The 24,630-nt window shown below is 64.9% G+C and carries 13 protein-coding genes; 7 read left to right on the top strand and 6 right to left on the bottom strand.

Annotated features, from left to right (window positions below; genetic code table 11):
• Nucleotides 1-22 precede the first annotated feature (22 nt).
• From LOY42_RS19240 to LOY42_RS19225, 4 genes are all read right to left on the bottom strand, one after another.
• Nucleotides 23-850, bottom strand: coding sequence for a hypothetical protein (locus tag LOY42_RS19240; protein ID WP_139672924.1), 828 nt, complete (start codon nucleotides 848-850; stop codon nucleotides 23-25).
• A 33-nt stretch (nucleotides 851-883) separates the two neighbouring features.
• Nucleotides 884-2,086 (bottom strand): pyridoxal phosphate-dependent aminotransferase, encoded by a 1,203-nt coding sequence (locus tag LOY42_RS19235; protein ID WP_258598868.1) that lies wholly within the window; start codon nucleotides 2,084-2,086, stop codon nucleotides 884-886.
• A 43-nt stretch (nucleotides 2,087-2,129) separates the two neighbouring features.
• On the bottom strand, nucleotides 2,130-3,350 hold the full coding sequence (locus LOY42_RS19230; protein ID WP_139672918.1) for an MFS transporter: 1,221 nt from the start codon (nucleotides 3,348-3,350) through the stop codon (nucleotides 2,130-2,132).
• A gap of 283 nt (nucleotides 3,351-3,633) precedes the next feature.
• Nucleotides 3,634-4,926 (bottom strand): mechanosensitive ion channel family protein, encoded by a 1,293-nt coding sequence (locus tag LOY42_RS19225; RefSeq protein WP_139672915.1) that lies wholly within the window; start codon nucleotides 4,924-4,926, stop codon nucleotides 3,634-3,636.
• Nucleotides 4,927-5,068: 142 nt separating this feature from the next.
• Here LOY42_RS19225 and LOY42_RS19220 point away from each other — a divergent pair, with 142 nt between their 5' ends.
• From LOY42_RS19220 to LOY42_RS19210, 3 genes are all read left to right on the top strand, one after another.
• Nucleotides 5,069-6,394 carry a DEAD/DEAH box helicase gene (locus LOY42_RS19220; RefSeq protein ID WP_023631179.1) on the top strand — a complete coding sequence of 442 codons (1,326 nt, stop codon included), beginning with the start codon at nucleotides 5,069-5,071 and terminating at the stop codon, nucleotides 6,392-6,394.
• A 185-nt stretch (nucleotides 6,395-6,579) separates the two neighbouring features.
• Entirely contained in the window at nucleotides 6,580-6,861 is a 282-nt protein-coding gene (locus LOY42_RS19215; protein ID WP_139673221.1) for a BrnT family toxin, read from the top strand.
• A complete protein-coding gene (locus LOY42_RS19210) occupies nucleotides 6,836-7,072 on the top strand; it encodes a BrnA antitoxin family protein (protein WP_069016961.1) in 237 nt (78 codons plus the stop codon). Before LOY42_RS19215 ends, LOY42_RS19210 begins: the two co-directional genes overlap by 26 nt.
• A gap of 11 nt (nucleotides 7,073-7,083) precedes the next feature.
• Here LOY42_RS19210 and LOY42_RS19205 read toward each other — a convergent pair whose 3' ends face one another.
• Entirely contained in the window at nucleotides 7,084-7,353 is a 270-nt protein-coding gene (locus tag LOY42_RS19205; protein WP_139672912.1) for a hypothetical protein, read from the bottom strand.
• A 227-nt stretch (nucleotides 7,354-7,580) separates the two neighbouring features.
• On the opposite strand from LOY42_RS19205, the gene LOY42_RS19200 reads away from it, so the two are divergent.
• The 4 genes from LOY42_RS19200 to LOY42_RS19185 all read left to right on the top strand — a co-directional run bounded on the left by LOY42_RS19200 (nucleotide 7,581) and on the right by LOY42_RS19185 (nucleotide 23,328).
• Nucleotides 7,581-21,377, top strand: a complete 13,797-nt coding sequence (locus LOY42_RS19200) for a hemagglutinin repeat-containing protein (protein WP_258598864.1) — start codon at nucleotides 7,581-7,583, stop codon at nucleotides 21,375-21,377.
• A gap of 19 nt (nucleotides 21,378-21,396) precedes the next feature.
• Entirely contained in the window at nucleotides 21,397-21,789 is a 393-nt protein-coding gene (locus LOY42_RS19195; RefSeq protein ID WP_139672906.1) for an SMI1/KNR4 family protein, read from the top strand.
• A 116-nt stretch (nucleotides 21,790-21,905) separates the two neighbouring features.
• Nucleotides 21,906-22,310 (top strand): transcriptional regulator, encoded by a 405-nt coding sequence (locus LOY42_RS19190; protein ID WP_258598862.1) that lies wholly within the window; start codon nucleotides 21,906-21,908, stop codon nucleotides 22,308-22,310.
• A gap of 91 nt (nucleotides 22,311-22,401) precedes the next feature.
• Nucleotides 22,402-23,328, top strand: a complete 927-nt coding sequence (locus LOY42_RS19185) for a DMT family transporter (protein ID WP_139672900.1) — start codon at nucleotides 22,402-22,404, stop codon at nucleotides 23,326-23,328.
• Between the two features lie 67 nt (nucleotides 23,329-23,395).
• Here LOY42_RS19185 and LOY42_RS19180 read toward each other — a convergent pair whose 3' ends face one another.
• The gene (locus tag LOY42_RS19180) at nucleotides 23,396-24,556 is read right to left on the bottom strand and encodes an MFS transporter (protein ID WP_258598860.1); all 1,161 of its coding nucleotides are present in this window, start codon (nucleotides 24,554-24,556) and stop codon (nucleotides 23,396-23,398) included.
• Nucleotides 24,557-24,630: the final 74 nt, after the last annotated feature.

The following is a 24,630-nucleotide window of genomic DNA, read 5'->3' as shown; positions in this document are numbered from 1 at the left end:
CATCCCTGTAGCGAGGTATCTGTCAGGCGGCGAGCACCGACTCCATCTTGTTCAGGTGTTCGCAGGCTCTTTTCACGTATTCGCAGGACAGTGCCTCGATGCGTGTGTGGTCCAGTGCCTGGCGGGTGGCGCGGCAGTAGAGTTCGAGGGCGCTGGTGGCATGGAAGAAATGCTGCGCCTCGACCGCGCCGCAATGCACGCTGAGGAACGAGGCGATGCGATGCGCCTCGCCTGGCGTCTTGCCCTGCGCCTCCTTGAGCCAGTCCTTCCACAGGGGCGTCATCACGTTGTACTCCCCGGTATTGAACAATTCGGTCATCGCCATCATCTCGATGGCCTCTACCAGTTGCGGGGCGAGCGGCCGCTTGTTGCCCACCCAGGTGGAGAATTCCTTGGTCACCGGGTCCAGGTAGCGGTCCTGCAGGCGCCAGTCGTCCGAGCCGCAGATGGCGGTGGCCATGCGCGCATAGAGTTTGGAGTGATGCGGATGGCCGTGCATCTCGCCCAGGCCGATGTCCTCGACGATGATCTCGCCGCAGTGACGGGCGGCGTCCAGCAACAGCAGTCGAGCCTGGGGATCGTCGATGGCCTCGGACTCCTGAAGCAAGCGCACGATGATGCTTGAAACCGCATGGGCGGCACCGTCCGGGCTGCGCCAGCCACAGAAGAAGGTGCACAGGCTTTCCCGTGACCAGGGTTTGGCGGTGATGCGCTGGTAGGTATCGAGGTACTCCTCCAGCAGGTCGGCGTGCACCTCGAAGCCTTTTTTCAGGGCGCTGGCCAGCTGTTTGTCCTGCACATCGGTCAGGGCCTGGTCGACGAATGACAGCATGAAATCCGTTTTCTTCATGTCATGTTCTCGCGGGTGGTGGAAAGTCCGGGGTCAGGCAAGCGTTGCGATAAAGTCGGTGAAGCGGCCCAGGCCCTCCTCGAGGTCCTGCGGGCTTACCGAGTAGGAGAGCCGCACGGCGCACGGGTCGCCATTGCTGCAGCCGGGCACCAGGGCGATGCGCGCCTCGGTCAGCAACAGCTCGCAGAGGTGGCTGGCGTCGCGGATCGCCTCGCCCTGGTAGCGCTTGCCGAGCAGGCGGGTGATATCCAGGTAGAGGTAGAACGCGCCCTGCGGTGGCGAAAAGCGGATGGTCTCGAGTTTGCCGAGCAGCGCCGTGGCGATAGCCAGTTGCCGATCGAGCTGGGCATTGACCTCGGCACCGAACTGCCGCGCGCCATCGCCGTCCAGGGCGTTGAGCGCCGCATACTGGGCCAGGCTGCTGGGGTTGGAGGTGGTGTGGGCCTGCAGGTTGTGCATGGCCGCGACCACTGCCTTCGGCGCGCAGGCATAGCCCAGGCGCCAGCCGGTCACTGCCTGGCTTTTGGAGAACGAGTCGATGATGATGGTCGAGGCCTTGAGCTCGGGCAGCAGCGCGACCAGGTTGTGGTGCTGCTGGCCGTTGCGCAGCAGGCTGCGGTAGCACTCGTCGAAGATCACCCAGAGTTTGTGTTCCAGGGCCAGTTCACCGATGGCGATCAGTTCCCGCGGGGCATAGACCACCCCGGTGGGGTTATTGGGGGTGTTGATGATGATCGCCTTGCTGCGCGGCGACACGGCGGCCTTGACCGCCGCGCCGCGCAGGCTGTGGTTGTCGCCTTTGGTGTCGACGAACACCGGGCAGGCGCCGGCCAGTTCGACCTGGGTGGGAAAGGTTTCCCAGTAGGGGCGCGGGATGATCACTTCATCACCCGGATCGAACAGCACCATGGCGCTGTTGAACAGGGCTTGCTTGGCACCGCTGGACACCGCGATCTCATCGGCGCTGTAGTCGACGCCCAGGCGCTGGCTGACGCTGCTGGCCAGGGCCTGGCGCAGCCGCGGATTGCCCAGTGGCGGGGTGTAGCGGTTCCACTGTTCGTGGACCGCCGCGATGGCGCCGTGGCGCATGTCCGGAGCGGCGTCGCTGGACAGCTCGCCGGCGGCGAAGTTGATCACCTTGATACCAGCATCACGCAGTGCGTTGGCCTTGCTGCGCATGCTTGAGGTGCCGGGCGCGCTGATACGCGCGGATCGTTGCGACAGTCCGTTGTTCATGATTGACGTCCTTGTTGTTCTAGATCTGGACCGATGTTGCGGATCAGCGGCGCGGCAGTCCCTTCATGCCGTTGTAGATCACCAGGCACAGCGGCAAGGTCAACAGCAGCACGCAGGCCAGCACCACCAGGCCTTCGGTGACGCCGGCCTGGTCGGATATCGCGCCGATCAGCACCGGGGCGAGGGCGCCGCCGCCCACGGTGCCGGTGTAGAACCAGGCGAATACCCGGTCGCGTCGGTCCCGTGGGGCGAAATCCGGAACCAGGCCGCCAAGTACCGACGAGGTGCCGTTGAGCGCCACGCCGATCAGCGGCATCACCAGCATCAGGGCGCCATAGGGCAATACCAGTGCCAGCAGGATCAGCAGCGCGGTCAGCACTTCCGTGCAGATCACCGTGCGTACCGGCCCCAGGCGCGCGCCAAGGTAGCCGCAGAACAGCTTGCCGAAGGCGCCGCCGATGAACAGCAGGGCCAGGGCCAGGCCGATGTGTTCGGTGCTGGCGCCCTTGCTCTGCAGCAGGAACGGCAGGAAGGTCAAAAAGCCCATGCGCACGCCGCTGTCGATGCTGCCGGTGGCGATCAGCGCCATCAGGCCGGCTGGCGTGCCGGTCACGTCGGCGACCTTGGTCTTCTTGTTGGCGGTTTCGTGGGCCTGGTTCTTCGGCATCAGCCACCACAAGGCGAAGGCGGCGGCGATACCGAGCACGCCGAGCAGGGTGGCGTTGGTTTGCCAGGAGATGTAAACCAGCACCAGCCCGGTCAGGCCGGGGATGACCGCCTTGCCGATATCCCCGGCGAAGTTGTACTGGGCCAGCGCCTGCTTGACCCGCCCGCTGCCCTCGTAGGCGTCGGACACCAGCGCCGAAGCCAGCGGGTGCTGGGTGCTGGCGCCAAGGCCACCGATCATCAGCGCCAGCAGCAGCAGATTGATGTCCGTGGCCTGGGCCGCCAGCAGGTAGGCGAAGCCCGCAAGGGCGGTGCCCCTGACAAGCAGGGTTTCGCGGCCCCATTTGCGCGCACCGCGGCTGGCCAGCAACTGGAAGCCGGCCATCATCCCGGCGTAGGCGCCGCGCAGCAGGCCGACCTGGGCATAGCTCAGGCCGAAGGCGGCCTGCCAGATGGGCAGCAACACATAGATAACGTCGGTAAGGCCATCGTGCACGCCATGGGCCAGGCTGCCGGCGGCCAGTGCCTTGCGGCGGTTGGCTGGGTCGCTGCGGTCCGGCTCGTCGAGTGGTTTTTCCAGGGATATGTCCTGACGCATCGCTTGCTCGTAGTCCTTTGTCCGATACCGTGCCGCCTGTCATTGGGGCGGCCTGTTCGCTGCAGGTTAGGAGAAGCGGGGTGAGGCGGGTATTCGTATTTATCGAAGGCAGGCGTTTAATAATTCTGAAATACTTGTAACTAATTGTTTCGTTGTGCTTTGTGAGCGCACAAGACCCTGGTGTGCTGCCCAAATTTTTTTCGAGGTCAGTGGGTGCGGGCTTGCCCAGCGATTGGCCGTGTCAGCCTTTTCGCGGGGCAAGCCGGCTCTTACGCATCCCGAATCAGGCTTCGTCGAATTCCCGCGTCGAGGTCACCATAGGCGGCCTGGCCGCCAGCCCCACGCGCATGTCGTTGCCGCTCGGCTGCTGGTAAAGGCTCAGGCCGAACTCCGGCAATACCGCCAGCAGGTAGTCGAAGATATCGCCCTGGATGCGCTCGTATTCGGCCCACGCCGTGGTGGTAGTGAAGCAGTAGATCTCCAGCGGCACACCTTCGGCGGTGGTCTGCATCTGACGGACCATGCAGGTCATGTCCGGGTGCACGTTGGGGTGGTTCTTCAGGTAGGCCAGGGCGAAGGCGCGGAAGGTGCCGATGTTGGTCAGCTTGCGGCGGTTGGCCGAAAGTTCCGCCACCGGGCCCAGGGCTTCGTTCCAGTGATGCAGTTCATGGCGCTTCTGCGCCAGGTAGTCGCCCAGCAGGCGTACCTGTCCCAGGCGCTGTTCTTCGTCCGGGCTCAGGAAGCGCACACCGGCGGCGTCGATGAACAGGCTGCGTTTGATCCGCCGCCCGCCGGATTGCTGCATGCCGCGGTAATTGCGGAACGACTCGCTCATCAGGCGCCAGGTGGGGATCGAGACGATGGTCTTGTCGAAGTTTTGCACCTTGACCGTGTGCAGGGTGATGTCGACCACGTCGCCGTCGGCGCCGGCCTGGGGCATTTCGATCCAGTCGCCGACATGCAGCATGTCGTTGCTGGTCAGCTGCACGCTGGCGACGAACGACAGCAGGGTGTCCTTGTACACCAACAGCAGCACCGCCGACATGGCGCCCAGACCGGACAGCAGCAACAGTGGCGAGCGGTCGATCAGGGTGGCGACGATGACGATGGCGGCAAAGATCCACAGCATCATCTTGGCCAGCTGCATGTAGCCCTTGATCGAGCGGGTGCGGGCATGTTCGGTGCGGGCGTAGATGTCCAGCAGCGCGTCGAGCAGGCAGGAAAGGGCGCGGGTCATGAACAGCAGCGTCACGGCCAGCGCGACATTGCCGAGAAAATGCTGGGCGGCGGCCGACAGCTCCGGCACCAGCTTCAGGCCGAACTGCACCACCAGCGACGGGGTGGTCTGGGCCAGACGATGGAACACCTTGTTGTGGCGCAGATCGTCCAGCCATCTGAGTGCCTGTTGGCGGCCTAGCAGGCGGGTGGAGTGCAGGATCAGGAAGCGCGCCAGACGGCCGATCAGCAGCGAGACGAGCAGCAGCACGGCCAGGCCGAGGGCGGCGTGCAGCAGGGGGTGTTGGTCGAGCGTGCCCCAGAGGTCGAGGGCGTCACGCCAGAAGCGTTGGATGTCCATGGGATTGGAAACGGTCTGTGTTGCGGTACGAAGCGTTATTAGAGCGTGGATCGGCGCAAAGTTGCCAAAAGAAATTCGGTTCTGGCCACGGAAAACGTTACCCTATGCAACTGAATTTTTCGCACTTGCCCGAGGTTACCCCGTGTTTTCCCAATTCGCCCTGCACGAACGCCTGCTCAAAGCCGTGGCCGAGCTGAAATTTGTCGAGCCGACCCCGGTGCAGGCGGCGGCCATTCCCCTGGCCCTGCAAGGGCGTGACCTGCGGGTGACGGCGCAGACCGGCAGCGGCAAGACCGCCGCCTTCGTGCTGCCACTGCTCAACCGCCTGGTCGACCGCAGCGGCCCAAGCGTGGAAATCCGTGCGCTGATCCTGCTGCCGACCCGCGAGTTGGCCCAGCAGACCCTCAAGCAGGTGCAACTGTTCTCCCAGTTCACCTATATCAAGTCGGGGCTGGTCACCGGCGGTGAAGACTTCAAGGAACAGGCGGCGATGCTGCGCAAGGTGCCGGACGTGCTGATCGGCACCCCGGGCCGACTGCTCGAGCAGCTCAATGCCGGCAACCTCGACCTGTCCCACGTTGACGTGCTGATCCTCGACGAAGCCGACCGCATGCTCGACATGGGCTTTGCCGAAGACATGGAACGCCTGTGCAAAGAGTGCGAAAACCGCAAGCAGACCCTGCTGTTCTCGGCCACCACCGGTGGCGCTGCCCTGCGTGACATCATCGGCAAGGTGCTCAAAGACCCTGAGCACCTGATGCTCAACAGCGTCTCGCAGCTCGCCGAAGGCACGCGCCAGCAGATCATCACCGCCGACCACGACCAGCATAAAGAGCAGATCGTGCAGTGGCTGCTGGCCAACGAGACCTACAAGAAGGCAATCATCTTCACCAACACCCGCGCCCTGGCCGACCGCATCTACGGCCACCTGGTGGCCAAGGAGGTCAAGGCGTTCGTCCTGCATGGCGAGAAGGACCAGAAGGACCGCAAGCTGGCCATCGACCGCTTCAAGGACGGTGGCTCCAAGGTGCTGGTGGCCACTGACGTCGCGGCCCGCGGCCTGGACATCGACGGCCTCGACCTGGTGATCAACTTCGACATGCCACGCAGCGGTGACGAGTACGTACACCGTATTGGCCGCACCGGCCGTGCCGGCGGCGAAGGCCTGGCGATCTCGCTGATCACCCACAACGACTGGAACCTGATGTCGAGCATCGAACGCTACCTCAAGCAGCAGTTCGAGCGCCGCGTCATCAAGGAGGTCAAGGGTACCTATAACGGTCCGAAGAAGGTCAAGGCCTCGGGCAAGGCTGCCGGCACCAAGAAGAAAAAGACCGAGAAGAAGGCGGGCGCCGACAAGAAGGGCGCCGCCAAGCGCAAGCCGTCCGCCAAGCCGAAGGCCAACGCGCCGCTGGCCAGCGCCGATGGCCTGGCGCCGCTGAAAAAGCGCAAGCCGGCGGCTGAGTAAACCCCTCCGGCAATGAGCCCGCCACTGCAACGGTGGCGGGTTGCTTCACCTCTTTCCCCTGGGCGCGTAGCCCATTTCCCAAACCCTGTTCCAGCCAGGGCATTTTGTCGCCCGACCGCCACACTCCTCTGGCATGTGCAGCCAAGGAGTAGTAGCGTATGTACAGCTGTAAATACGATTGTCCCGTGCGATTTGAATGGGACGAGGAAAAGAACCAGCTCAACATCCGCAAGCACGGGATCGACTTCAACGATGTGCCCGAGATGTTCCGCCAGCCGATGCTGGCGCTGCGCGATGAGCGATTCGAGTACCCGGAGGCACGCTGGATCGGCATGGGCTGGATCAATGCGTGGGTCAGCGTGGTCGCCTGCACCGAACGGCAGGGTGATGTGATCCGCATCATTTCCGCCAGAAGAGCCACACGACGTGAGGTAACGCGCTATGTCGAAACCGTCCATAAGCTGTGAGCAAGACCAAGCCCCGGTCGATACCTCGGACATCCCCGAACTCGACGATGACTTCTTTCGCCGTGCCGAACTGCGGGTGCCCGCCAAGCAAACGGTCACCATCCGCCTGGATGCCGACGTACTGGCCTGGTTCAAGGAGCAGGGCGCCGGCTACCAGACCCGCATCAACCAGTTGCTTCGTCAGTACATGCAGGCCCAGCAGCGGCGCTGATCCAGGCGCCGTCAGGTTTTCCTTTCCGCTTCTTTAAGTTCCTGGATGCGCTTGTCGATCAACTGGCACTTGTCCGGCAGGTCCTTGCTGGCGGTGCCGAGGTCCATGTGCTGAAGCTCTTCATTGATTTCCTTGGCCTTTTGAGCGTTCTGCTCGGTCAGCTGGCTCACCAGGCCTGCCAGTTGCTCTCTTTTCTGCGTGGCCTCTTCCGGTGTGCAGGCCAAGATGGGCTGCGCGCAGAGCAGAGCTGTCGCGCAGAGGATGCAGGGTAGCGGTTTCATCCTTTGGTTCCCTTGTCAGTCGATTCCTGCGGTGGAGGTCGTTGGCTGGCCGGAAGTTCAGCGCGAGCGACTGGCGGAACAGGTGCCGTCATACGGCTACTATTTTTTGACGATATTAATTTGACGCCTCCATGATGGCGAAATAGTATCTCGCGCTCTTTTTCGCTAATGCTTACCGGTGTGCTGGCAAGCATGAGCACCTGACCGCCTGATTTGCGAGACCTGACATGGACGTCCGCCTGTTTGCCTTCCTGGCCCGCCAACGCTCGGCCGTAATTCAGCCGCGCGAGCAGTTCTGCGGCCTGCCCAAGCGCGGCCTGGCGTTCCTGCTGGCCAACGCCATGTTCTGGCAGCCGCTGTGGGCACAGGCCGCCGAAGGCGTGGTGGTCAGCGGGCCGGGCACCAGCCTGGGGCAGGCGGGCAACGGCGTGCCCATCGTCAACATCGCCGCGCCCAACGGCAGCGGCCTGTCGCACAACCAGTTCAGCGACTACAACGTCGGCCAGCAGGGGCTGATCCTCAACAACGCCACCGAGCGCACCCAGGCCACCCAGCTGGGTGGCATCATCCTCGGCAACCCCAACCTGCAGGGCACGGCGGCCAACGTCATCCTCAACGAGGTCAACGGCGCCAACGCCAGCCAGCTGCGCGGCTACACCGAAGTGGCCGGGCGCGGGGCACATGTCATCGTCGCCAACCCCCACGGCATCACCTGCGATGGCTGCGGCTTCATCAACACGCCACAGGCCACGCTCAGCACCGGCAAGCCGGTGCTCGAGAACGGCCAGCTGAGCCGTTACCAGGTCGACCAGGGCCATATCGCCATCGAAGGCGCGGGGCTCAACGCCAGCAACGTCGACAGCTTTGAGCTGATTGCCCGCAGCACGAAAATCAATGCCGAGATCCAGGCGCGCAACCTGGCCATCGTCGCCGGGCGCAACGATGTCGATGCGCGGACCCTGGCGGCCACGGCGCGCCAGGACGACGGCAGTGCCAAGCCGAGCCTGGCTATCGACTCCAGCGCCTTGGGCGGCATGTATGCCGGCGCGGTCAGGCTGGTGGGCACCGAGGCCGGGGTCGGCGTGCGCCTGGATGGGCGGATGATCGCCAGCGGTGGCGATATCCAGCTCGAGGCCAATGGCCAGTTGCGCATGGCCCAGGCCAGCGCGGACGGCAATGTGCGGATTCAGGCGGTTGGTATTGATGCGCAGGGGCCGGTGCATGCCGGCCAGCAACTGCGAATGGACAGTCGTGCAGACTTGGTCAACCGTCAGGGGCTGACCGCTGCAGGTTCGGTACAACTAGACGCGGCTGGTCAACTGAGCAACCTCGGCGGTATCCAGGCGGGTATCAACGCCGATGGCGAGCGCGTGGCCGACGCCGACCTGAAGATCAGCGCCGGTGCCGTGGACAACCGCCACCAGCGCCTGATTGCCAGCGGCGACCTGAGCGTCTCCACCGGCAGCCGCCTGGACAACCAGGGCGGCAGCCTCAGCGCCGGGCGCGACCTCAGCGTCAACGCCGCGACCCTGGACAACCGCCAGCAGGGCAAGGTCCTCGCCGACGGGCGCATGACCCTCACCGGTGGCCAACTGCTCAACGGCGACCGTGGCCAGATCACCAGCCAGGGCGCGCTGAACGCCACCTGGGCCCATCTGGACAACCAGGCCGGCGAACTGTCCAGTCTCGATACCCTGGCCCTGAATCTCGGCAGCCTGGACAACCGCACTGGCAAGGTCCTGGCCAACCGCGGCATCACCGTCACCAGCCAGGGGCTGGTCGACAACCGCACCGGCCGGATCGCCAGCCAGGCCACCCTCGACCTGACCGCCCAGGCCCTGAACAACGGCCAGGGTGGCCATATCAGCGGCAACCAGGCAGTCGGCGTCAATGTCGGCCGGCTCGACCAGCAGGGCGGCCACCTGAGCAGCGTCACCGCGCTGACCCTGGACCTGAACCATGGCCAGCTGGACAACCGCGACGGCAAGATCGCCGCCAACCAGCTGCACCTGCGCCAGATCGCCGATATCGACAACCAGCGTGGCGAGATCTTCGGCAAGGGCGCCTTCACCCTGGCAGGCCGCAGCCTCGACAACACGGGCGGCAAGTTCTACAGCGAACAGGCCCTGACCGTGCGCCTCGACCAGTTGCTCGACAACCTCGATGGCCTGGTGTCGGCCGACGGCCTGGATATCCGCGCCCTGACCCTGAACAACCAGGGCGGCGTGGTCACCAGCAAGTCGGGCCTGGCATTGGTCACGGGCGCAGCCATCGACAACCGCCACGGCGAGATTTCCAGCGCTGACCTCGGCCAGGTAATGGCAGGCAGCTTAGACAACCGTGAGGGTACGGTCACTGGCGGGGCGCTGGAGTTGGCCATCGCCCAGGCGGTGGACAATCGCCAAGGGGTGCTGGCTGCCGACAAGGCGTTGAAGGTGAGCGCCGCCAGCCTCGACAACCGCGAGCAAGGCAAGCTGCTCAGCGACGGCACGCTCACCGCCAAGGTCAGCGGGCTGCTGGACAACCAGGTCAAGGGCCTGGTGAACGGCGTGGGCGCCACCCATATCGACGCGGGGCAACTGGACAACCGCGGTGGCCGCCTGGTGGGCAAGGACCTGCTGACCCTGCAAGGCCAGCGCTGGGACAACCGCGGCGGCAAGATCGAGGCCGACGGCGCACTGACACTGACCATCGACCACCTCGACAACCGCGACCAGGGCCTGGTCAGCGGCCAGGCCGGGGCCCGCTACAGCGGCAGCGAATTGCTCAACCAGCTCGGCATCTTTGGCGCCAAGGGCAACCTCGACCTGGTCGCCACACACCTGGACAACAGCGGCGGCAGCCTGACCAGCGGCGGCGATCTCGATGGCCAGGTCACGCGCTTGGAGCAGCTGGGCGGCAAGCTGTCCGCCGACGGCACGCTGACCCTCAAGGGCAGCACACTGGTCAACCGCCAGGGCGCCGTGGTCGGCGCCGGGCAGGGCATGCACCTGACCGTGGATAGTGTCGACAACCGCGGCGGCGAGCTGTCCGCGGCCAAGGCGCTCAGCCTCACCGGGCAGCGCCTGGACAACACCGGCGGCCAGGTCCTGGCCGACACCGACCTGGCGCTGACGGTGGCCGAGGTCATCAACCAGGCCCAGGGCCTGTTGCGCGGCAAGGGCCAACTGACCCTCGACGGCCAGACCCTGGACAACCGCGACGGGCGTGTTTCCGCCGAGCAGGGCGCACGCCTGCGCCTGAGCCAGGCGCTGGACAACGGCAAGGGCCTGCTGACCAGCGAGGGTGACCTCGACATCGGCGCCGCCAGCCTGGACAACAGCGACGCCGAGCTGAGCAGCGCCGGCAAGCTGACCCTGGCCACCACCGGCAAGGTCGACAACCAGCGTGGCTCGATCACCGCCGACGGCGCCCTCGACCTGCGCAGCGCCAGCCTCGACAACCGCGCCGGCGAGGTCGGCGCCCAGGGGGCCATGGACATCGCCACCGGCACCCTCGACAACCGCGACAGCGGCCATGTGGTCGGCAACGACCGCCTGACCCTCAAGGCCGGCCAGGTCAACAACGCAGGCAGCGACAGCCGCATCGACAGCGATGGCGCCATGCACCTGACCGCCAGCGGTTTCGACCAACAGGCCGGCCGGATGCTGAGCAAGGCCTCGATCACCCTCGACCTGGGCCAGGGCGCGCTGGTCAATCATGGCCTGATCAAGGCCCCGGTGCTGGTGCTGAACAACCTCGGCCGCGTCGACAACCAGAACGGCGAAATCACCAGCCCGCAAGGCTTCACCCTGGCGGCCAATAGCCTGGACAACCGCCAGGGCAAGCTGCTCAGCGAGCAGGCGTTGACGGTGCGCATCGCCCAGGCGCTGGACAACACCAAGGGCCTGGTCTCGGCCAAGGGCCTGGACCTGCATGCCGCCAGCCTCGACAACCGCGAGGGCACCGTCAGCAGCCGCGCCGGCCTGGTGCTGACCGTCGACGGTCGCCTGGACAACCGCCAGGGCATCCTGGTGGGCGACACCGCCCTCAACCTTGTGGCCGGGACGCTGGACAACAGCAAGGGCAAGGTCTCCGGCAAAGGCCAGGGCGAGGTCCAGGCCGACACCCTGCTCAACAACGCCGGTTCGCTGATCAGCCTCGAGCAACTGCGGATCAAGGGCGGTGAGCTGGACAACCGCGAGGCAGGCCTGCTCGGCAGCAATGGCGCGCTGACCCTGGAGGTCGACCGCATCGACAACCGTGGCGGCGAGATCACCGGCAAGGCCGCTGTCGCGGTCACCGGCACCTCGCTGGACAACAGCGACGGCGGCCTGCTGGTGGCCGGCACCGGCATGACCCTGGCGTTGCAATCGCTGCTCAACCGCAACAAGGCGCGCCTCGAGGCCCAGACCGGCCTGACCCTGACCGGCCTGACCCTGGACAACGACGGTGGCCGCCTGACCAGCCAGCGGGACATGACCCTGACCTTGACCGGCGCGGCGCTCAACCGCCTCGGCTTGCTCAGCGCCGAGGGCCAGCTGGTGCTGGCCGCGCACAGCCTGGACAACAGCACCGGCAAACTGGACAGCGCCGGCCGCCTGAAACTGACCACGGGCGGCGCGCTGCTCAACCAGGGCGGCGAGCTGCTCAGCGACAGCGACATCACCCTGGCCAGCGCCAGCCTGGACAACACCGACAAGGGCGCGCTGGCCAGCAAGGGCCAGCTGACCCTCAGCACCGGCCACCTGGACAACAGCCGCCAGGGCAGCATCAGCAGCAACCGCACCCTCGACGTGCACGCCGGCCAGCTCGACAACCGCGACGGCGGCCGCGTGGGCAGCCGCGAAGCACTCACCGCCACGGTGACCGGCCTCGACCAGCAGGGCGGCAAGCTGTTCAGCGACACCTCGGTAAAACTCGACCTGGGCCATGGTCACCTGGACAACCGCGGCGGCCTGATCAATGCGCCGTCGCTGCAGCTGGACAACCTCAAGACCGTGGCCAACCAGGGCGGCGAGCTTTCCAGCGCCCAGGCCTTCACCGTCGCTGCCGAGCAACTGGACAACGGCAACGGCCGCCTGCTCAGCGACCAGCGCCTGCTGCTGCGGGTCAGCCAGCGCCTGGACAACCTCAAGGGCCTGATCGGCGCCCAGTCGCTGGAGATTCATGCCGGTACGCTGAGCAACCGCGACGGTGGCCGCATCGAAGCCAAGGACGCGCTCGCCCTCACCAGCAAGGGCCTGGATAACCACGCCGGCAAGCTGCTCGGCAGCAGCCTCGCGCTGGACCTGGGCGGCGCCGACCTGGACAACGGCGCGGGCCTGATCACCACCGCCGGGCCGCTGACCCTGGTCAACCTGGCCAAACTGGACAACCAGGGCGGCGAGATCTCCACCGCCCTGGCCCTGCAGCTGGACGTCAGCGAGCTGGACAACCGTGACGGCAAGCTGATCAGCGAACAGACGCTGGGCATCACCAGCGGCGCCATCGACAACCGCAACGGCCTGGTCTCGGGCTGGCAGGGCCTGAGCGTGACCGGCCAAAGCCTGGACAACCGCCAGCAGGGCACCCTGTCGAGCCGCTCCGGTGCCGTGCAGGCGACCGTGACCGGCGCGCTGCGCAACAGCGACGGCGGCGCGCTGGTCGCCCAGCAACGCCTGGACGTCAAGGCCGCCAGCCTGGACAACAGCGCCAAGGGCATCCTCTCCAGCGGCAGCGGCCAGCAACTGACCATCACGGCGGCACTGGACAACCATGACGGCGGCCTGATCGATGCCGGGGAAAAACTGGTCATCAGCGCCGGTGCTCTCGACAACCACGGCGGCCGCGTGGCCACCCGCCAGGACCTGGGCCTGACCGCCGCGAGCCTGAACAACACCGACGGCAGCCTCGCCGCCCAAGGGGCGCTGACCCTCGACCTGCTCGGCGAGCTGCTCAACCGCCAGGGCAAGCTGTTCGCCGGCAAGGACCTGCTGGTCCAGCGTGCCGGCCTGGTCGACAACCAGGCTGGCCAGATCGCCAGCCAGGGCCTGCTCAAGGTGCTGGCTGCCAGCGTCGACAACAGCCAGCGCGGCACCCTGGCCGCCAATGGCCCGCTCACGCTCGACAGCCGCGGGGTGCTCAACAACTCGGGCGATGGCCTGATCTACAGCCAGCAGGGCGACGTAGGCCTGCTGGCGGCCAGCCTGAACAACGCCAAGGGCACCGTGCAGGCCAAGGGCGCGATCACCGTGCAGGCCACCGGCCTGCTCGACAACCAGGGCGGCAAGCTGATCGCCCAGGATGGCGCGTTGACCGTGACCGCCGACACCCTCGACAACCGCGGCGGCATCCTCGCCAGCCTCAAGCAGGCGCTGGGCGTGCGCACCACCGGCGTGCTGCGCAACGGCAGCGACGCCACTGGCCAGCGCGGCATCCTCCAGGCGCTGAGCCTGGACGTGCAGAGCGCCAGCCTCGACAACCACGGCGGGCGCATCGCCGCGCTCGGCGGTGATACCGTGATCCGCACCGGGCAGCTGGACAACCGCGATGGCGGCATCTCCGCCAGTGGCCTGCTCAAGGTCACCGGCGCCAGCCTGCTCAACGGCGGCGACGCGCGCGGCGAGATGGTCGGCCAGCGTATCGAACTGGGGCTGAGCGGCGCCCTGGACAACCGCTCCGGCATCATCGAAAGCGCCAGTACCCTGGCGATTACAGCTGCCACTCTGGACAACCAAGGCGGGCAATTGCGTGCCGTGGGCACCAGCGGCAAGAGCCAGTTCGCCATTGGCGGGCTGTTCGACAACCGCAATGGCCAGGTGGAGATCGGCAACAGTGACCTGACCCTCGGCGCCGGCCTGCTGCAGAACGTCGGTGGCAAGGTGCTGCACGTGGGCAAGGGCGTGTTCGACATCGACACCGCCAACCTTACCCGTGCCGGCGGCAGCCTCAGCACCCGCGGCGGCCTGACCCTGACCGCCGACAGCTGGACCAACGGCAGCGCCATCCAGGCCGGGCGCCTGACGGTCAATGTCAACAACCTCACCCAGACCGCTGGCGGCCAGTTGCTGGCATTCGACAGCCTGGTGGGCAACGGCGGCAACTGGAGCAACGAAGGTCTGATCGCCAGTGACGGCGCGCTCAGCCTCAACCTGGGGGGTACCTACAGCAGCGCCAATGGGCGGGTGAACAGCCTGGGTACCCTGGGGGTGAGCGCAGCGCAGATGAACCTGGGCAGCAACGCCAGCATCACGGGCGTGGGCAACACCACAATCAATGTGGCGGGCCTGCTGACCAACCAGGGGCGGCTGAGCTCGGCGGGGGATCTGCTGGTCAACGCCGGTAGCGTGAACAACCTGGGGACTTTGGGTGGCAACCAGTTGGTGCGGGTGACCACCGGCAGCCTGCGCAACGATCACAGCCTGTTGTTCAGTGGCGGGGACATGCAGCTGTATACCGGCGCCTTGACCAACTTCTATGGCGACGTCTACAGCCTGGGTGGCTTGACGGTGGCCGGCAATGCCGCGGGCGGTCTGGCGAACAAGGTGGAGAACATTTCCGGCAGCCTCGAGAGTGCCGGGGACATGCGCCTGAATGCGCAGGCCATCGAGAACAGGAAGGAGGTTTTCAAGACCACGGGCACACCGAAGTGGAGCTCGATCGGTATGCGTCAGACTGGGCCGGGCGCCGGTCATATGGTGCTCGAAGAGTACTACGAGAGAAAGGTCGAGATCGACTCGCCTGCCGGGGCAATCCGTGCTGGCCGCGACCTGTTTGTGCTCGGGGGGCGGCTGGAGAACTCGGCTTCGGTGATCACCGCCCAGCGTGATATCACGGTCAACGTGCAGAACTTCCTCAACAAGGGCGAGGCACTGGGCACCTATTCGGAGCTGAAGTCGTTCTACCTGACAGGCGTTGACAAGGTCAAATACGCCATGCCGTACTTTGCCGCGGTGATGCGCTATAACGCTGCCAATGACCCGGAATATAAAAGGGACACCAGTAACGGCGGCAGGAATGTCGTAGGCACGATGCGAATGTGGGATGCCAACTGGAACGAATCACGCATCACGCCCTATACCCGGCTTGGCGGTACCGCAAACTACAACACCATCGCGGTCATCGGCTGGAAGAGCTGGTTTGACGGATTCTCGATCGGCTCGCTGAACATCGCGCCGGCATACAACCCTGATGTGAGAGCGCCGCTGCCCGCGCAGATTCAAGGCGTCACGTTCTTCGATCCGCGCACCATCGTGCATGACACCCAGGTCGGTGCGGCGAATGCCGTTGTACAGGCGGGTGGCCGGGTAAGCATCAACGCCACCAGGGACGTGATCAACAGCGTCATCCAGGAAGGGCTGACGGTCGGTGGCCCGGCAGCCAAGGCGTTCGACCCCAAGTTGCCGAGCGCTGCCGGCAGCACGGTCATCAATATTCATGCCCAGCTTCCCCCTGACCTGGCACAACAACAGGTCAACCCACTCGCCTTGGGTGGTTTCACCTTGCCCACCGGGCAGAATGGACTGTTCCGCCTGAGTGGTCAGGGCGGCAGTGGCGCAGGTGGTACAGCCCCGAGCTGGACGCTTGGCAGTGCTGAAGTCTTGACCCAAGGCCGCCAGGTGTCGACCCCAGGCGCCCAGCCTGGTGCGCTGCAGGCTGTGGATGCCAGTGCGGGGAACCAGAGCCATCAGCAGATCGACCGCATCGCCCATCAGGGCGGTGCCGTGGGCGGCAACGCAAGTACCATCGGTGTCTACGCACCGAACGGCGCACCGGTCGACGTCAATCGCGCGACGCGACATCCCGGTGCCGATGCCCGGGAACCCTCGGTCAACGGCAACCTGGGGATCAGCGCGCGTCCCGACATTGCGGGTGTCACCCGTATGCCGGACAGCCAGTACACCAGCAAGCCACACAAATATCTGATCGAGACCAACCCGGTCCTCACCGACCTCAAGCAGTTCATGAGCTCGGACTATCTGCTCGGCAACCTGGGCTACGACCCGGACCAGAGTTGGAAGCGCCTGGGTGATGGACTCTACGAGCAGCGCCTGATCCAGCAGGCGGTGGTGGCCCGTACCGGCCAGCAGTTCATCGATGGCCAGACCTCTGGCGATCAGCTGTTCAAGTACCTGATGGACAACGCCATCCGCAGCAAGGACCAGCTCCAGCTGAGCCTGGGTGTGGGCCTGACGGCCTCCCAGGTGGCGGCGCTGACCCATGACATCGTGTGGATGGAAAAACACCAGGTCAACGGCGAAGAGGTCCTGGTCCCGGTGCTTTACCTGGCCCAGGCCAACAACCGCCTGGCCCCCAACGGTGCGTTGATCGCCGGCCAGGACGTACAACTGATCGCCGGCGAGAACCTGACCAACGTCGGGACCTTGCAGGCCAGCCGCAACCTGTCCGCCACCGCTGGCAACAACCTGGTCAACACTGGCCTGATCCAGGCCGGAGAGCGTCTGGAACTGCTGGCCGGCAACAACCTGAGCAACAGCGCCGGCGGCATCATCACCGGGCGCGACGTGAGCCTGACTGCGGTCAATGGCGATATCCTCAACCAGCGTGACCAGGTGCGCGCCGTCACCCATTTCGGCGGCACCAGCCAGCACAAGGACTACCTGGATAACGCCGCCCGTATCGAAGCCGGGAACAGCCTCAGCCTCAAGGCCGGCCAGGATATCAACAACGTCGCCAGCGTGATCCAGAGTGGCGGCGACCTGTCCCTCAACGCCGGGCGCGATGTCAGCGTGCTGTCGGTCGAGGAGCGCGAAGGCTTCTACAGCAACCGCCAGCGCAACAACACCGTGCAGCAGCATGGCGCGACGGTTACCGCCGGTCGCGACCTGAGCATTGGCGCGGGCCGTGATCTCACCGCGGTGGCCAGCCAGATCGATGCGGGCCGCAACCTCTCCCTGGCCGCAGGCGAGGACCTGAACCTGACCTCCGCCGCCAACGAAGCCCACAGCTTCAGCCGCAGCAAGAAGGTCACCCAGTCCAAGGACCAGGTCACCCAGGTCTCGACCACGGTCAAGGCCGGGGGTGACGTGTCGCTGTCTGCCGGCCAGGACATGGCCATCGTCGCCAGCCAGGTCAAGGGCAAGGGCGATGTCGACATCGACGTCGAGCGCGACCTGACCATCGCTTCCGACCAGAACGAAAGCGCGTCCTATTACCTCAAGAAGAGCAAGGGGTCGTTCGGTCGCAAGAGTTCGAACCAGAAGGAGAGCTACCACAGCACCAACGTCGCCTCGGTGATCGAGGCGGGTGGCGATCTCACCGTCAACGTCAGTAAGCAGGACTATGGCGGCATCTCCCTGGACGGCGGCCGCGATGTCACGGTGATCGGCAGCCAGCTCAAGGCCGGCGGCGACCTCATGATTGGCGCGACGCGCGATGTGGCGGTGTTGTCCGGCGTCGAGGAACACGGCGAGTTCAGCAAGAAGACCAAGTCCGGCTTCCTGGGCCTGTCGAAGAGCGGCAAGAGCCAGCTGCAGACCCGCGCCACGCAGGTGGGCAGCGAGCTCGATGCCGGCAACGACATTGTCCTGGCGGCTGGCAGCGATGTGCGCTTGCGCGCGAGCAAGGCCAATGCCGGCAACGATGTGGAGCTACGCGCCGGGTTGGTGGACGACGAGGGCGATGTCAACCTGGTGTCGGCCAACGACACCGCCTATAGCCGCAGCGAGGAGTACAAGCAGAAGCTCAAGCTCTCGCTTTCGGTCAAGGACATGCTGTCGCCGACAGCGCTGATGCTGCCGGGCGTGCAAAACGTCTCGATCCCCTCGGTCTCGATTGCGTCGGCAAAGACCTCCGGGCATGAAGCGCGCAGCAGCACCAGTGTCGGCAGCCAAGTGGTCGCCGTACGCGACGCCACTCTGGAGGCGGAACGCGATATCAACGTGCTCGGTAGCGGCATCAATGCCGGACGCAATGTCAGCCTGAATGCCGGGCGTGACGTGAACATCACTGCGGCGCAGAACCAACGTGACGATACACAGTGGTCCAAGTCGAGCAGCGTCGGGCTGCATTCGGACACCGACGACAACGGTACCAATTTCTTCGCGGGCGTTGAAAAAGAGAAAGCCAAGGACCGCCTGCGCGAGCAGTTGGCTGCCGGCAGTCGCATCCAGGCTGGCAAGGACCTGGATATCAATGCTGGACGTGATATCAACCAGACCGGTTCGGACTTGCTGGCGGGGCACGATATCAGCCTTGGCGCCGGACGAGACATCAACATCGATGCCGGCCGTGACACGCGTATTCAGGAGCAGGAGCGCGAGTATGAGAGCCAGGGGGTCAGCGGCTCGATCAAACATAACGCCGGCAGTACCAAGGATGCGATAAGCAATACCGGCAAGGGCGAGGATGGTGTCAGCAAGGGTTCCAGCACCTTGCAGACCGTGGATGCCATCGGCCAGTTCTTCACCGGCCCCACCGGTGACGGCAAGATCGGCAACAGCAAGCAGACCAGCAGCCAGCAAAGCGTGGAGCAGAGCAATCGGCCTTCGACGCTGGACGCCGGCAACGATGTGAAGATGCAGGCTGGCAACGACGTCAATATCAAGGGCAGCAAGGTCCAGGCCGGGCGTGACATCGACATCAAAGGCCGGGATATCAACATAGATGTCGCCAAGGGCAGCAGCAGCCAGGAAAACAACCAGTCGCAGAGCTGGGGCGGCGTGCATGGTGGCACCAGCGGTGGCTTCAAGGTCGGCATCGGCGGCAGCCATGGCACTGCCAGTGCCGATAGCCAGCAGGGTACCTCCACGCCTGCGCAGCTGGAGGCCGGGGGCAACATCAAGCTCGATGCCAGCAATGACCTGAACATCGTGGGCAGTCAGGTCAAGGCCGGTCGCGATGTGGAGTTGAACGCGGGGAATGAGCTGAACATCGTGGCTGCCAAGAACGACAGCCAGCAGGAGCAGAACCGTCATAGCGGCGGTGGCGAGGTCGGCCTGACCTTCGGCTCGGAAGGTGTGGGCGTTTACGCCAGCGTCAACATGGGCAAGGGCGACCTGGAGCGTGAAACCCAGCGTCATCAGCAAGCCTACGTGTATGCCGGTGACCAGCTGAAGTTCACCAGCGGCAAGGACACCAACATCAAGGGCGCCCAGGTACGCGGCGACGAAGTGATCGGCCGTGTCGGTGGCGACCTCAACGTGGCCTCGGCCATCGACACTGGCAAGGTCAAGGGCAAGGAGTTCGACATCAATGCCACTGTCACCGTGGGCCCGGGCGCCGGTGTCAGTGGGTCGGTCGGCTATGGCAAGACCACCGGCAAGACCGAGTGGGTCGAGGACCAGACTCGCATCACCGGGCGTGACAAGGTCGATATCCGCACCGAGAACCACACCCAGCTCGACGGTGCGCTGATCGCCGCCGACAACGGCAATCTCAAACTCGACACCGGCACCCTGGGCTTCAGCGACATTGCCGGCAAGGACAAGGAGCACGGTTACTACCTGAATGTGGGTGGCAGCTGGAAGAAGGGTTCGGCCAGTGCCGAGCAGGATCCTTCCAACGGCAAGGTCACCGCAGACGCAGGTAACGACGAGAAGGGCCCGAAGAACCAGACCAGCTGGAGCGTCAGCGGCTGGGAGTATGAAAAGGACCGTGAGCAGACCGTCCGTGCCACCGTGGGTGCAGGTGATATCACTGTGCGCAAGGACGCCGAGAGCGGCCAGGACTCCACCGTCGGGCTGAACCGTGACCTCGACAAAGCCTACGAAATCACGCGGGACAAGGAGTCGCGCACCGATCTCTATGTGACCGACAGCTCGCTGAACGATGTGCTCAATCCCAAGGAGACGCTACAGAAGTGGAGCGATGGGCTGCTCGACTACGACAAGACGGCGCTGAAGAACTTCGAACAGGCCGGCAATGCCCTCAACGCTCTGGTCAATCGTTACCAGCGGATGACCGGGCGGCCAATGGACAGCGGCGCTGTCGCGGTCGCGGGCCGGGCGCTGGCGGAAAACACCCTCGAGTCGTTGATCCTGGCAGGGATGTCGCCACGCGATGCCATGGTCTTGATGGGCAATGAAGACTTCCAGACCCAGGTATTGCAGCAGCTCAACAATCTTGAGCATGTGTTCGAGCAGTCGCAGGATTTCACCCGGGAGCTCGAGCGAAAACTGGGGGCTCTTGAGCTTGATACAACGCATGTCACGGCGGAGCGCGACAGCGTCCAATGGACACTGACCTACGTCTCTACCATCAACGAGTACCTGGGTGCGCATCCGGATGCGGCCGAGGCGGTCACCGTGGCAATTGCCATGCTGCAAGGTCCCAAGGCTGTCATTCAGATGGCTGTCAGCCAGGTGATCGACCAGACGGAGCTGGGCAAGGACTTCAATGCTAAGGTCGAGGAGGCCGTGGCGAAGGTTGGCAAGTACATTGCCGAGCGCATGGAGGGAGAGGGCGACCTCGACAAGAAGGAAGGCGGCGACTTCCTGATTGGCGGTGGCAAGTTGATCACCAGCGTGATCATGGGCGCCATACCAGGACGCAAGGGCGGCACCCACCATGAAGGAAGCAATGGGCCGGGCTCTCACCTGGATGTGCCGGACACCCGCAAGCCGCACGAGCCTCCTGCCGGCGAGGGGCCGCCCAAGGGGCCGTCATCGGCGTTCACCCAGCTTTCCAGCCAGGCACGGCGTTATCTCAATGAGCTGGAGGCGCACACGGGCCTGAAAGTCACCGCCGAGCAACGCGACAACCTGGCAAATGCCTTGCGGGAAAAGAACTACACCAAGCTCACGCCCAAGGAAACCCAGAAACACCGACGCGAGTTCAACAAGATCAAGGACGAGCTGATCGGCCAGTGGGAAACCAAGACAGGCCAGACGTGGCCCCGCTACACCGAAAATGTGATGAGCAAGGATGGGACAAAGGTGGTACGTAAGGCCGGACAGCCCTACGATGCGCACCACATCATCGAAAGTGGGTTCGGCGGACCTAACGAATGGTGGAACATGCACCCGGCACGCTTCCCCGACCAGCATCAAGGTGGCATCCATGGGAAAGACAGTGTGGGCAGGGAAATCTTCACATCACGATAAGAGGGTAGGGTGAATGGGAATGTATGACGATCTACAGCCGGACAAGGTGTCCGGCCCCCTTTCCAAACTGGCGACCGCCGAAGCGCAGGTGCTCTCGGCGCTGGCTGGCGCCCATTCGCAGGTGCCGGCTGATTACCTGGCATTCATCAGGGAGCTTGGATGGGGGGAAGTGGGTGAGGCGGCCTATATGTTGTACGAAGGCCTGCTTACGCCTGACCAGGTCTACGATGAGGATGGGGAGAACGCCCTGGAAGGCATACTGCTGTTCGGGGATGACCTGCAGGGATACTGTTCAGGGTTTGACACGAACAACGGTTGGGTGGTCGTCGATATCGACCCGGTGAGCCGTGAGGCTCATCAGGTTGCGGACAGTTTTTCCGAATACATCCGTGAAATGCTGAACGACTTGTAACCTGCAGGGCGCGCTGCGCAGAGCAATGAGCGGGTTCGTGGTTTTGATGGAACACCTGGCAACCTCTGTCAGTCCCACGCTGTGTACCTACTTGTCCACAGCAGGAGGCTTACCCCATGAGCACATACGACTGGGACCTGATCGAACGCTTGCTGCACGAAGTGCAGAACGGCGCCGGTCACAGTTTTACGCCGCGCCCCTATGCCGAGCAGCATGCCGCCGCGCTGGCCGCTGATGGCGAGGCACCGGGCGATCTGAACCAGATCAAGGCCCAGGCCTGCGAGTACGAAAAGATCCTCTTGAAACGGGGGTTCATCGAGAGCCGGCCTGAAGCGGAAGGCGGCAACGGCGAGAATTTCGTCCTCAGCCCGCGCGGTTCGCGCCTGCTCAGCCTGATCGACAGCAGCATTCCGGGCTTCGAACACCCACGCCAGGTGCTCGATGAACAGCCCGATGCCCTGGATGAAGCCACCTTCGAGCACGTCTCGGCCAAGGCGCAGATCGCTGGCGGGTCAATTTAGACTGGCATCGGCAAGGCCGGTCCCCCGATAATCGGGATCCATTCTCACTGCCGAGCCTTGCCATGTCGTTCAACCCGCAGAGGGGCCGCCCATGACCGCGGTCCGCAAGAACCCCGACGCTTTTGCTTTCCAGGTCATGCTGGGGCTGTGCCTGATCTGGGGCTGCCAGCAGGTGCTGATCAAATCCGCCGCGGTGGATATCGCACCGGTCATGCAGGCGGCGTTTCGTAATGGCATCGCGGCGGTACTGGTCGGCTTGCTGGTGTGCTTCCGGGGTGGCTGGAACCAGGTCGGCAGTACCTGGCGTGCCGGGCTGCTGGCCGGCGCGCTGTTCGGGCTGGAGTTCCTGTTCATCGCCGAGGGGCTGAAGCTGACCTCGGCGGCGCATATGTCGGTGTTCCTCTACACCGCGCCGATCTTCACCGCCCTGGGGCTGCATTTCATGATGCCCAGCGAGCGGCTGCGGCTGTTGCAGTGGCTGGGGATCCTGCTGGCGTTCTGCGGAATTGCCCTGGCCTTCGCGGGCGGTGTTTCCCTGGAGCACCTCGATGGGCGCATGCTGCTTGGCGACGCGCTGGCGATCCTCGCGGGCCTGGCGTGGGGCGCGACCACGGTGGTGGTGCGCGGCTCGCGGTTGTCCGAGGCGCCGGCGACCCTGACCCTGTTCTACCAGCTGGCTGTGGGGTTTGTCGGGCTGGTGCTGATCGCCTTGGTGAGCGGGCAGATCGCCGATTTCTCGCTGACCCCGCTGGCGGTGGGCAGCGTGCTGTTCCAGGGGATCGTGGTGTCGTTCGTGAGTTACCTGACCTGGTTCTGGTTGTTGCGCAAGTACCTGGCCTCGAACCTGGCGGTGTTTTCCTTCATCACGCCGCTGTTCGGGGTGACCTTCGGTGTGCTGCTGCTGGACGAGCCGCTGAGCCTGAACTTCGTGATCGGCGCGGTGATGGTGCTGCTCGGGGTGATCATGGTCAGCGCCGAGGCGTGGGTGCGGCAGCAGTTGCGCAAACTGGTGGGGTAAGCGGTCTGCAGTTCCGGCCCTATCGCGAGGCAAGTCCGCTCCCATAAGGGCTTGCCTCATCACAGGGTCAGCCTGCCTGTCGCAGGCTGGCACAGGTTGGTGGACCCGAGAAGCCCCCGGCCAACATCCCGGCCAATCCCATCCCTACCGCAGCCAGTACCAATGCGGGCTGTAATCCCCCACTGAAATGGCTGCTCAACGCCGCCAGCAGCGGTCCACTCAATTGCCCAAGGGCGAAACAAGCGGTCAACATCCCGGCATTGCGCTGCGTGGCATGAGGCGCCAGCTCCCGCGAGCGCTGCATCACCAGTTGCATGCAGGCCAGGAACGGCCCGCCGCACAGCAGCACGCCCAATGCCAGGCCGACGCCGCCCCCCAGCAGGCAGGCCAGTACCCCCAGCCCTTGCAGCCACAGGGTGATGCTCAGCCAGGTCGAGGTGCGGCCCGAGCGGCGCAGGCTGACGATCATCACACCCAGCGCCGAGGCCAGGCCGAACGCCGGCCAGAAAAGGTCGGCCAGCCATTGCCCATGGAACTGCTGGCTGGCCATCTGCGACAGGAAGGTGGCCGGCAGGATGTAGCCGATCCCGTATAGCGCGTAGACCAGACCCAGGCGGCCGATGCCATTGTTGGGGCCGCGGTCGGTGCCAGGGGGCAAGGTGACGGGCTCGAGCGCTCGCGGCAGCCACGGCAGCACCGCGAGCAGCATGACCAGAGCGGCGACCCCGTAAACCAGCCACAGGGCCGCCGAATCCAGCTCCAGCAGGTGCGCAGCCAAGGCCAGCAAGCCTGTCACCGCAATCCCGACTCCGGGCCCGGCGAACACCAGTGCGCCGAGGCGCTGGCGGCCATGGGCACTGGCCAGTTGCTGGCTGAGGCTGGCGATCATCACCAGCACCCAGGCGCTGGCCACGCCGGTGCCGAAGCGCAGCAGCCAATGGCTCCAGAACCCGTCGGCCGCCCACGACGCCAGGGTCAGCAATACGCACAGCCACAGCCCGCCATGCAGGCGCAGGCGGACCTGGCGTGGCTGGCGGGCGAACATGGCGTCCACCGCGCCGAGGAAGTAGCCCAGGTAGTTGGCGGCGGCGACCAGTCCGCCAGCGGTCAGGTCGAACTGGCCCTCGGCGATCAGCCGGGGCAGTTGCGGGGTCAGGGCGAAGCGGCCGATGCCCATGGCCATCATCAGGGCCACGGCACTGGCCAGCAGTTGCACGAAGGGCGACATGGAAAATCTCCTGCACGAAGGGGATGCGATGGATGGCAGGGTAGGGCGCATTGACTTTCAATAAAATTGAATAA

Source organism: Pseudomonas sp. B21-023 (genome assembly GCF_024749165.1).
Classification (GTDB): Bacteria; Pseudomonadota; Gammaproteobacteria; order Pseudomonadales; family Pseudomonadaceae; genus Aquipseudomonas.
This window is presented reverse-complemented; position numbering and strand designations above follow the sequence as displayed.